Source organism: Aeromonas sp. D3, from assembly GCF_027705025.1.
Classification (GTDB): Bacteria; Pseudomonadota; Gammaproteobacteria; order Enterobacterales; family Aeromonadaceae; genus Aeromonas; species Aeromonas salmonicida.
The window spans coordinates 64,252-74,650 of sequence record NZ_JAPDBE010000023.1; the positions used below are offsets into that span (position 1 = coordinate 64,252).

A 10,399-nucleotide genomic window follows, 5' to 3' on the forward strand; every position below is an offset into this window, starting at 1 on the left:
ATAAAGCGAGTAGAATCAACAGGGAGCCTTGGCTCCCTGTTTTATTATCCCGCCGCCATGGGCGCCGATAGCGGGCTATCACGACACCACCGACAGGAAAGGATGATGAAGAGACCGACGGCTATCCCCCTGCTTTTCAGCTTGTTGTTCGCGCTTTCGGCAAGTGCCGGACAGACCTATTTCAACAGCAACGGCGGTCAACTCAACGTCGGCTGGCAAGACAAGGAGGGCAAGGCACAGCAACTCAGCTATCGGCTGGACGCCGGCAAGTTGCCGCCGCTCATCGCCTATCGGCCTGCCCGTATGCAGGAGGACGTGTTGCAGGGCCTGCTGCAACAAGCCGGCACCGAATTTCCCGAGGTGCAATTCACCCTCTCCCGCCCCGATATGAAGCTGCACCTGAAGAGCCGCAATCAGGACAAAGCCCGGGAGGCTCTGGCCTGGGCCACCCGCCAGCGCAGCAAGCTGGAGGCACAATGGCTCATGCAGCACTACTTCCAGCCCTTCACCCCGCCCGACGGCGGCCCAGCCATCAAGCAGGATCATGTACGCATCGCGCTGGAAAGCCGGGCCGAGCTGGCCCCGCTGGCCGAACAGCTCAAACAGGAGGGCGCTACCGAGACGGAGGCTCGCCAGAAGACGGTGGCTCATATGCTCGACTTCATCCAGGCCATCCCCTACCAGCTGCTCGACAGCCAGTCAGGACGCTCGGGCAAGGGCTTCTTGAGCCCCCGTCAGGTGCTGGAGCAGAACCGGGGGGATTGCGACAGCAAGGTTACCCTGATGGCGGCCATGCTGGCCCAGCTCTTTCCCGAACTGAAACAGGTCATGGTGTTCGCGCCGGGGCATGCTCTGCTGGGCGTCGCCCTGCCAGCCAAACCGGGCGACGAGACATTGATGTGGGAAGGCGAAAGCTATCTGTTGCTGGAACCGACCGGCCCGGGCCAGTTTGCGATGGGGCAAATAGCATCGACCAGCAAGACGCTGATCGATAGCAAGCAACTGAACATTCAGCCAGTTCAGGCCTGGGATTGAAACTCGATGGCGAGCAGCAGGCCGTCCTCCTCCTCCAGCACCCGAATGATGCGGGCCTGGGCCTCGAACGGCGGCAACAGGTTGTTGTTGGTGGCCAGACTGACCCGGATGGGCTGGCTGACATCGAGCTGATGCTCGGCGACGGCGATCCCCATGCCATTGGCGCTGAGATCCCGACAGACCCCCTCCAGCACTTGCTGTTGCTGAAAGACGGTGACGGGGGCGTTGATTATCATGCGCTGGAAGGCGCGTCTTTCCTTGGTACTGGTGATCACACGAACATCCTCTGTTATGCCGAAGCCATCTCGATGGCCCGCAGGAACAATTGTGCTGGCCTCCCCCCAAGAACGTTAATACAATGCGGTTCGTTTCTCAAACGGGGTGCGGTTTACCGCTGAGATTATACCCGTGAACCTGATCCAGATAATGCTGGCGGAGGAATTTGAGGCATGGCGCTCATTTTTTGCGCTCTCATCCGCTGGCACCTCATGACTCATAGCAAGAAGTGCCATTGATGACATTTCCTCAGTTGGCACTTCACTACTAACAGGGAGTGCCGCTTGATGAAAACCCTGCTGATGGTTGCCACCAGCCTGCTCAGTACCCAGGCCTTCGCGGCTGACACCCTCACCGTTTATACCTACAGCTCCTTCACCGCCAAATGGGGACCCGGTCCCAAGATCAAGCAGGCATTCGAGAAAGAATGCGGTTGCAACCTCAATCTTGTGGCGCTGGAAGATGGCGTCGCCATCCTCAATCGGCTGCGGCTGGAAGGCAAGCACAGTAAGGCCGATCTGGTGCTGGGCCTGGACGATGCCCTGTTGACCGAAGCCAAGCAGAGCGGCCTGTTCGCCCCGCATACCACCAAGCTAGATGGCATCAAGGTACCGGGCGGCTGGCAGGATGACACCTTCGTCCCCTATGACTACGGCTACTTCGCCTTCGTCTACAACAAGGACAAACTCAAAGCGCCCCCCAAGAGCCTGAAAGAGCTGGTAGAACGCCAGGATCTCAAGGTGATCTATCAGGATCCCCGCACCTCTACCCCGGGTCAGGGGCTGATGCTGTGGATGAAGTCCGTCTATGGCGATCAGGCGCCTGCCGCCTGGACCGAGCTTGCCAAAAAGACGGTCACAGTCACCAAGGGCTGGTCCGAAGCCTATGGCATGTTCCTCGATGGGGAAGCAGACATGGTGCTCTCCTACACCAGCTCTCCCGCCTATCACCTGATTGCCGAGAACAAACCCCAGTATCAGGCCGCCGCCTTCGAAGAGGGGCACTACCGTCAGGTGGAAGTCGCCGCCAAGCTGAAAAGCGCCAAACAGGGCAAGCTGGCCGACCAGTTTCTGCAGTTCATTATAAGCCCCGCCTTCCAGCAGGAGATCCCTGCCGGCAACTGGATGTATCCGGTGACAGATGCGCCGCTGCCCAAGGGCTTCGAGCAGATGATCACAGTCAGCAAGCCGCTGAGTTTCACCAGCGATGAGGTGGCCGCCAATCGCAAGAACTGGATCCGCGAGTGGCTGCAAGCCGTCACCCAGTGAGCACCAGCGTTCGTCCCCTCTGGTGGCTGCCGGGTAGCGCAGCCACCCTGTTGATCCTGCTGTTGTCCCTGGGGCCGCTCGTCGCCCTGCTGTGGCAGGCCGGTTCGCTGGCCCCCCGCACCCTGCTGGCCGATCCCTATCTGCGCCATGTGCTGGGCTTCAGCCTGGGGCAGGCGCTGCTCTCCACCCTGTTGAGCTTAGGTGTAGCCATTCCGGTGGCAAGAGCGCTGGCGCGGCGCCGCTTCATCGGTCGACGCCTGCTGCTCAAGCTGTTTGGGCTCTCCCTGGTGCTGCCGGTCATCATCGCCATCTTCGGCATAGTGGCGGTTCACGGCAAACAGGGTTGGCTGTCACAGCTGCTGCGCGGCCTGGGGCTGGATCCCGGCAACTACCTGTACGGCCTGTTTGGCATACTGCTGGCCCATGTCTTCTTCAACATGCCGCTGGCGGCGCGCCTCATGCTGCAGAGCATAGAGAGCATCCCCGAATCGAGCTGGCGTCTCGCCAGCCAGCTGGGCATGCGCTCCTCCCACATCTTCCGGCTGCTGGAGTGGCCGCTCATTCGCGGCATACTGCCGGGGCTTGCCAGCCTCATCTTCATGCTCTGCTTCACCAGCTTCACCACAGTGCTGGCGCTGGGGGGCGGACCCAGGTCCACCACGCTGGAGGTGGCCGTCTATCAGGCGCTGCGCTTTGATTTCGACCTCGCTACCGCCGGCGGCCTGGCGCTGGTGCAGCTGATCCTGACCGCCACTCTGCTCTTGCTGCAACACAAGCTGCAGACCACACCGGCCAGCCGGATCAGCAGCCATCGTCCCTGTCTGCGACCGGATCGTCATCAACCGGGGACAGTGCTGGTGGATGCCGTGGCGCTCTGCACCGGGCTCGCCATCTTCCTGCCGCCTCTGCTGGCAATCCTGGTGGCTGGTTTCAATCCCGGCCTGCTGACGGCGCTGGCCTCGGCGCAGCTGTGGCAGGCCAGCGGCCAGTCGCTGCTGATCGCGCTGGCGGCGGGCACCCTGGCCACCCTGCTCGGCAGCGGCTTGCTGCTCACCAGCCGTCACCTCAAGGTACGCACCCGTCAGCGGCGGGCCGCCGCCCTGTGGGAAGCCAGCGGATCCATGATCCTGATGATACCGGCGGTGGTGCTCTCCACTGGCCTCTTCATCATGTTCATGCCCTTTACCGATGTCTTTGCCCTCGGCCCCTGGCTGGTGGTACTGGTCAACGCTCTGATGGCGCTGCCCTATGTGCTGCGCACCCTCTCAGCACCCATGCAGCTGGTGGTGCGCCAGTACGATAGACTGGCTGACAGCCTGGGGGTGCGCGGTCTGCATCGCCTGCGGCTGGTGGAGTGGCCCCTGCTGCGCCGCCCGCTGGCACTGGCGATGGCGCTCTCGATGATACTGTCGCTCGGGGATCTCGGCGCCATCGCCATGTTTGGCAGCCAGGAGCTCACAACCCTGCCCTGGCTGCTCTATCAGCAGCTCGGCAGTTACCGGCTGACCGAGGCGGCCGCCACCGCACTGCTGCTGCTCACGCTCTGTTTTTCCCTGTTCTGGCTGGTAGAACGCGGGCTTGGAGGAAAAAATGCTGAACATTGATGGGCTGGTCACCAGCTACCCCGATTGGCGAGTCAGCTTCAGTGCGACCCTGCCCAAGGGAGAAATTACCGCGCTGATAGGGCCAAGCGGGGCGGGCAAGTCGACCCTGCTCGGCATGATCGCCGGTTTCGTACCGGTGGAGTCAGGCACCCTCAGCTTCGACGGCGAAGATCTGCTGCCGCTGGGGCCTGCCGAGCGGCCGGTCACTACCCTGTTTCAGGATCACAACCTCTTCCTGCACCTGTCGGTGTTCGACAATATCGCCATCGGCCTGCACCCGGGCCTGCGTTTGAGCCCGGCTCAGCAGGCACAGGTGAAACAGGCCGCAGAGCGGGTCGGCCTTGGCGACATGCTGGCTCGGCTGCCGGAGCAGCTCTCCGGCGGCCAGCAACAGCGGGTCGGGCTGGCGCGCGCCCTGGTGCGTGGCAAGCCCTTGCTGCTGCTGGATGAGCCTTTCTCTGCGCTCGATCCCGCCCTGCGCCGGGAGATGCTGGCGGAGGTGGCCAGGCTCGCCTGCGAGCAGGCCATCACAGTGCTGATGGTCTCCCACAATCCGGAAGATGCGCAACTCATCGCCGATCAGGTGCTGTTTGTCGACGAGGGCCGCATCGCCCTGCAAGGCACACCCGATATACTGCAAAACAGCGATCATCCCGGCCTGCTGCGCTACCTTGGGCAATGACCCTGGGACACTGAACCGGTGGCGGGATCAAAAAAGGGGAAGCCAAGTGGCTTCCCCTTTTTCATATGAAGATAGTCAGTTAAATCAGAGGTTTTCCTCGGCGAAGGAGGCGAGCTTGCTGCGCACCACCCCGTTCAGGAAGATGTTGGCACTGCCGTCGAAATCCTTGAAACGCTCGACTATGTAGGTCAGACCCGAGGTCACCGGGCTCAGGTAGTTGGAGTCGATCTGGGCCAAGTTGCCGGAGCAGACGATCTTGGTCCCCTCGCCGCAACGGGTGATGATGGTCTTGATCTGGGACGCGGTCAGGTTCTGGCACTCGTCCAGCAGCACGAAGGTGTTCTGGATGCTGCGCCCGCGCATGAAGTTGACCGATTTGAACTGGATGTTGGCCTTCTCCATGATGTAGCTCAGCGAGCCACTCATGTTCTCGTCCTGCTTGTGCAGCACCTCCAGGGTATCTGTCACCGCCGCCAGCCAGGGCATCATCTTCTCTTCTTCGGTGCCGGGCAGGAAGCCGATGCTCTCGGCAATCTCCGGGGTATTGCGGGTGACGATGACTTTCTCGTAAATCCCCTTCTCAATCACCAGCTCCAGTGCGGCAGCCATGGCCAGCAAGGTCTTGCCGCAACCGGCTGGGCCGGTCAGGATCACCAGATCGATGTGCGGATCGAGCAGGGCATCCAGCGCCATGCCCTGATAGACGTTCTTGGGATGGACACCCCAGGCCTTGCGTGACATCAGCCGCTCACGGCCCAGATCCTTGATGCGGATCTTGTGGCCATCGTTGCTCAATACCCGGGCGGCGAAGAAGTTTTCTTCGTCAAGCAGGTACTGATTGACGTGTACCCCTTCCAGCAAGTTCGAGTCGATCACATGGACGGTATCGCGGCCATGGGTCTCGCTGTCACACTCGCCGACCCGCTCCCAGAAACTGCCGGGCACCACCTGAAAACCTTTGGCCAGCAGACGGATATCGTCGATCAGCTGGTCGCTGCGATAGTCCTCGACGTGCGCCAACCCGGCCCCCTTGGCCTTGAGGCGCATGTTGATGTCCTTGGTCACCAGCACCACCTGGCGTTTCATCTCATGCTTTTGCAGATAGAGGGCCGCGTTGATGATGCGGTTGTCCGCCTCCTTGTCGGTGAACACCTCGGCATCCTGGGGCAGATGGTGGTCACTGAAGATACAGATATTGCCGCTCGCCTCACCCGCCAGCGGTACGCCCTGGGTGATCTGCTCCGGCGTTGCATCGCGGAACACGTCTTCCAGCGCACGAATGGCCACCCGCGCATCGCGGCTGACATCCTTGTGGCGATCCTTGATGTTGTCGAGCTCTTCCAGCACCGTCATGGGGATGAGCACGTCGTGCTCTTTGAAGGAGTAGATGGCGAGGGGTTCGTGAAGCAGAACGTTGGTATCCAGGATAAACAGCTTTCGGTCCGTATTGTCCATAAGCATCCTCCTTGGCACTGAAGGTGCCACGTGTGTGAATCTCAGATGTCATTGAAACCACACGAGCGTGACAGTTTTATTACCCCCAACGCTACGCCCGATTTTACTATCGCGCAACAAATCGCTTGAGCGGCAGGATCGTTCGAACAGAAAAGCAGCAATAAAAAGACCGGCTCTGTGGCCGGTCTTGTTCAAGTGCTCAGTGGCTTGTCAGCCACACTTGGAGTCGCCGCAGTTGAGACAGGTCATGCAGCCATCCTTTTGCACCAGCGCCTTGGTATTGCACTTGTAGCAGAGTGCCGCACTGGCCGGGAAACCACTGCCGGCCTGCTGCTCTTCGGCTTCCTGAGCCGCCTTCAGCTCGGCCTGTTTCTCGGCCAGAAACGCCTGCTGATGCTCATCCAGCCCCGGTAGCTTGATCATGCCGATCTCGGTGAGATGGGTCTCGATCACGTTGCCAATTTCGGCGATAAGGGAGGGAACATACTTGCCCTTGTTCCAATAGCCGCCCTTGGGATCGAACACGGATCTCAGCTCCTCCACCAGGAAAGTGACATCCCCGCCCTTGCGAAACACCGCCGAGATGATGCGGGTCAGCGCCACTATCCACTGATAGTGTTCCAGACTCTTGGAGTTGATGAAGATCTCGAACGGGCGGCGGGTCTCGTGAACCGTGCCCTCGTTGAGAATGATGTCGTTGATGGTGATGAACAGCGAGTGCTCGGAGACATGCTCCGGCGTCTTCAGCTTGTAGGTGGTGCCCATCAGCCGCTCCGGACGCAGCACGGTTTCGTGCATGTGTACCACGTCATCCTGCGGGGCCAGATCTTCCTGCGGCTCATCCCGGGTTTTCACCTTGTAGGCGACGATTTTCTTGTCGATCTTCTTGGCCATAATCTGTTCTCAGAATTTACCGTAATAGCCTTCTTTCAAGGCGTCATAGAGGTTGGCGGCGGTATGCAGCTCGCCATCGTATTCGATCTCTTCGTTCCCCTTGACGGAGATGACGGAGCCATCCTCCAGGGTGAACTCGTACTGAGTGTTCTCCAAATCCTTCTCCTTCACCAGCACGCCCTGGAAGGCTTCCGGGTTGAAGCGGAAGGTGGTGCAGCCCTTGAGCCCCGAGTCCGAGGCATACATGTAGATGTCCTTGAACTGCTCGAACGGGAAGTCGGTCGGCACGTTGGCGGTCTTGGAGATGGAGGAATCAATCCAGCGCTGGGCCGCCGCCTGAATGTCCACGTGCTGGGCCGGGCTGATGTCGTCGGCCGTGATGAAGTAGTCAGGCAGGCGGCTGGCGTCATCTTCGGTGTAGGGCATCGCTGCCGGGTTCACCAGCTCGCGGTAGGCGAGCAGCTCGAACGAGTAGACATCCACGCTCTCCTTGCTCTTTTTGCCCGGCTTGATGACGTTGCGACTGTAGTGATGGGCAAAGCTCGGCTCTATACCGTTGCTGGCGTTGTTGGCCAGCGACAAGGAGATGGTGCCGGTCGGCGCTATGCTGCTGTGGTGGGTGAAACGCCCCCCCACCTCGGCCAGCTCGGCCACCAGGGCGGGATCCACCTCGGCCACCTGCTGCATGTAGCGACTGTAGCGCGCATGCAGCACCTTGCCCTTCACCTTGTCACCCAGCTTGATGCCATCGGCCGCCATTTCGGGGCGCAGGCGCAGCATCTTGCCGGTTACCTCGAACTCCTGCTCCATGATGGGGGCAACCCCCTTCTCTTTCGCAAGACGCAGGGACTCCTGCCAGCCAGTCATGGCCAGCTCCTGGGATACCTGCTCGGTGAAGGCGACGGAAGCCGCAGAGCCGTATTTTATCTGCAGCATGGTGAGGGTAGAGCCAAGGCCGAGGAAGCCCATGCCGTGACGGCGCTTGGCTGTGATCTCCTCGCGCTGCTTGGCCAGCGGCAGCTGGTTGATCTCCACCACGTTGTCCAGCATGCGGGTGAAGATGGCCACCACCTTGCGAAACCCCTGCCAGTCGAAGGCAGCCTGTTCAGTGAAGGGGGCGCGCACAAACCGGGTCAGATTGACCGACCCCAGCAGACAGGCACCGTAGGGGGGCAAGGGCTGCTCACCGCAGGGGTTGGTAGCGCGGATCTCTTCACAAAACCAGTTGTTGTTCATCTGGTTGACCTTGTCGATCAGGATGAAGCCGGGCTCTGCATAGTCGTAGGTGGAGGTCATGATGACGTTCCACAGCTTGCGGGCAGGCATGGTCTTGTAGACCTTACAGGCCACCTGCCCCAGCGCGTTGATGACCACCCCTTCCTTGTTGGGCCAGTCGGCCCAGAACACCACTTCGGGATCGTCCAGCGCAATACAGTCCTGCTCCACCTCTTTGGCCGTGTAGGGGAAGATCAGCGACCAGGGAGCATCCTCTTTCACCGCCTTGACGAAATCCTCGGTGATGAGCAGGGAGAGGTTGAACTGACGCAAGCGCCCATCTTCACGCTTGGCCTGGATGAATTCGATCACATCGGGGTGACGGATATCCATGGTGCCCATCTGGGCGCCACGCCGACCGCCGGCTGACGAGACGGTGAAGCACATCTTGTCATAGATATCCATGAAGGAGAGCGGGCCCGAGGTGTAAGCACCGGCACCCGAGACGAAGGCGCCGCGCGGACGCAGGGTCGAGAAATCATAACCGATGCCGCAGCCGGCCTTCAGGGTCAGGCCGGCCTCATGCACCTTGCCGAGGATATCGTCCATCGAATCTTCGATGGTACCGGAGACGGTACAGTTGATGGTTGAAGTGGCCGGCTTGTGCTCGAAGGCACCCGCGTTGGAGGTGATACGCCCCGCCGGGATGGCGCCGTTGAGCAGCGCCCACAGGAAGGGCTCATACCAGGCATCAGGCTCCAACTCCTGCTGGGCCAGGGCGCGGGCAACCCGCTGGTAGGTCTCGTCGATAGAGCCATCTATGGGAGCCCCATCCTTGCTCTTGAGACGATACTTGCTGTCCCCAGATCTCGAGGGACGTTTCCTGCAGGGGGATGAGGCGGGAGCCGAGTTCACTCTCCAGCACCGGGTTGGATTTAGCCATTTTCAATCAACCTTATGTGAATGCATCAACGTCATGACAGAGAAAAAACACAACCAATAGTGACATTTATAAAAAATAACACAATATATAGTAAACCCACTGCTATGAGGGCGCCGATTCTATCCTAAAAAAATGCCCCGGCCAGCAGGTTTCTGGGCCGAGGCATTTAACTGATTCATTTCCTGAAAGATTTAGCGATCAGAAAGCACTCAGGGTTTCTTGACGTACACGCTCGGCGTCTCGCCAGCCATATTCAGATAGAACTCGTAGACCCCATCCGCATCCGGCGAGAACTTCATATCCTCGTACTTGGAGCAGGGGTTGACCGGCACGGCTTCCCCACCCAGTACGGCGACACCATCACTCGGGCTCTTGTAACCGAAGTTGGCGCCACAGCTCCAGCCCGAGTCGGCAAACTTGAACTTGTAGGGAGCCCACTCTTTCTTGAGCGTACCTTTGGCCATGTAAAGCTTGTCAGCGACCTTGACCACCTTGCTCGCATCGGTTGCCATCCAGTCGTTCATCTCCCCACGCAGGTAGATGGACTTGCCACCGAAATCGCTATTGTCTGCCGCCTGTTCTGCGCCACCATGGGATGCGCAACCGCCTAATACCAGGGTTCCCGCCGCCAGCATCATCGTTACTGTTCTTTTGAACATGTGTCCATTCCTCAAATTATTGTGATTCCTTGGCCCATCGAACGTGAGCAGACGAATTAAAGCAGAGCGGGCATCACAAGAAAGGTAGAGGCATCACATTCTGTGTTTTTTATATCCAACCAGTGGGATAAATGGATGAGTTTCGAGCGAAACGATGCAAAAAATGCGGGACAAGATACGGGGAGGGAATTGAGCGAAAGTCTCGTAAGGGGGCTATCACATGGCGATGAGTGCCAAAGACTCAAATTTCAAATAATAAAAAACCCCGCTCATCGAGCGGGGTTTTTCGTGTTGGGTGCCTGGCAGTGTCCTACTCTCGCATGGCGAATGCCACACTACCATCGGCGCTACCGCGTTTCACTTCTGAG

General features: G+C 59.7%; 8 protein-coding genes, 1 pseudogene and 1 riboswitch. Of the genes and pseudogenes, 4 read left to right on the forward strand and 5 right to left on the reverse strand.

All coding sequences use genetic code 11. From position 1 onward, the window contains the following. The first annotated feature begins 105 nt into the window (after positions 1 to 105). Positions 106 to 1,035 carry a transglutaminase domain-containing protein gene (locus tag OKC28_RS14170; RefSeq protein ID WP_256688371.1) on the forward strand — a complete coding sequence of 310 codons (930 nt, stop codon included), beginning with the start codon at positions 106 to 108 and terminating at the stop codon, positions 1,033 to 1,035. On the opposite strand, the gene OKC28_RS14175 is transcribed toward OKC28_RS14170, so the two are convergent. Then, positions 1,020 to 1,310: a PilZ domain-containing protein gene (locus tag OKC28_RS14175; protein WP_021139767.1), complete on the reverse strand. Its 291-nt coding sequence runs from the start codon at positions 1,308 to 1,310 to the stop codon at positions 1,020 to 1,022. The genes OKC28_RS14170 and OKC28_RS14175 overlap by 16 nt on opposite strands. A gap of 92 nt (positions 1,311 to 1,402) precedes the next feature. Beyond that, positions 1,403 to 1,493, forward strand: a riboswitch (TPP riboswitch). A 105-nt stretch (positions 1,494 to 1,598) separates the two neighbouring features. Between OKC28_RS14175 and thiB the strand changes: the two genes are divergently transcribed. Genes thiB through thiQ form a run of 3 tightly spaced genes read left to right on the forward strand, consistent with a single transcriptional unit; the run spans position 1,599 to position 4,865 of the window. Continuing rightward, positions 1,599 to 2,579: a thiamine ABC transporter substrate binding subunit gene (gene thiB / locus OKC28_RS14180; protein ID WP_256687443.1), complete on the forward strand. Its 981-nt coding sequence runs from the start codon at positions 1,599 to 1,601 to the stop codon at positions 2,577 to 2,579. Next, positions 2,576 to 4,183 (forward strand): thiamine/thiamine pyrophosphate ABC transporter permease, encoded by a 1,608-nt coding sequence (gene thiP, locus OKC28_RS14185; RefSeq protein WP_058393646.1) that lies wholly within the window; start codon positions 2,576 to 2,578, stop codon positions 4,181 to 4,183. The genes thiB and thiP overlap by 4 nt, the downstream gene beginning before the upstream one ends. Next, entirely contained in the window at positions 4,170 to 4,865 is a 696-nt protein-coding gene (gene thiQ / locus OKC28_RS14190; protein ID WP_059168441.1) for a thiamine ABC transporter ATP-binding protein, read from the forward strand. Before thiP ends, thiQ begins: the two co-directional genes overlap by 14 nt. A gap of 84 nt (positions 4,866 to 4,949) precedes the next feature. Here the strand turns inward: thiQ and OKC28_RS14195 are convergent, their stop codons facing one another. From OKC28_RS14195 to OKC28_RS14210, 4 genes and pseudogenes are all read right to left on the reverse strand, one after another. Beyond that, the gene (locus tag OKC28_RS14195) at positions 4,950 to 6,320 is read right to left on the reverse strand and encodes a PhoH family protein (RefSeq protein WP_043556002.1); all 1,371 of its coding nucleotides are present in this window, start codon (positions 6,318 to 6,320) and stop codon (positions 4,950 to 4,952) included. Positions 6,321 to 6,530: 210 nt separating this feature from the next. Next, the gene (locus OKC28_RS14200; RefSeq protein WP_256687439.1) at positions 6,531 to 7,214 is read right to left on the reverse strand and encodes a TSCPD domain-containing protein; all 684 of its coding nucleotides are present in this window, start codon (positions 7,212 to 7,214) and stop codon (positions 6,531 to 6,533) included. A gap of 9 nt (positions 7,215 to 7,223) precedes the next feature. After that, positions 7,224 to 9,372 (reverse strand): annotated as a pseudogene (locus OKC28_RS14205) (adenosylcobalamin-dependent ribonucleoside-diphosphate reductase). Positions 9,373 to 9,581: 209 nt separating this feature from the next. Beyond that, positions 9,582 to 10,031 (reverse strand): pullulanase, encoded by a 450-nt coding sequence (locus tag OKC28_RS14210; protein WP_256687437.1) that lies wholly within the window; start codon positions 10,029 to 10,031, stop codon positions 9,582 to 9,584. Positions 10,032 to 10,399 lie beyond the last annotated feature (368 nt).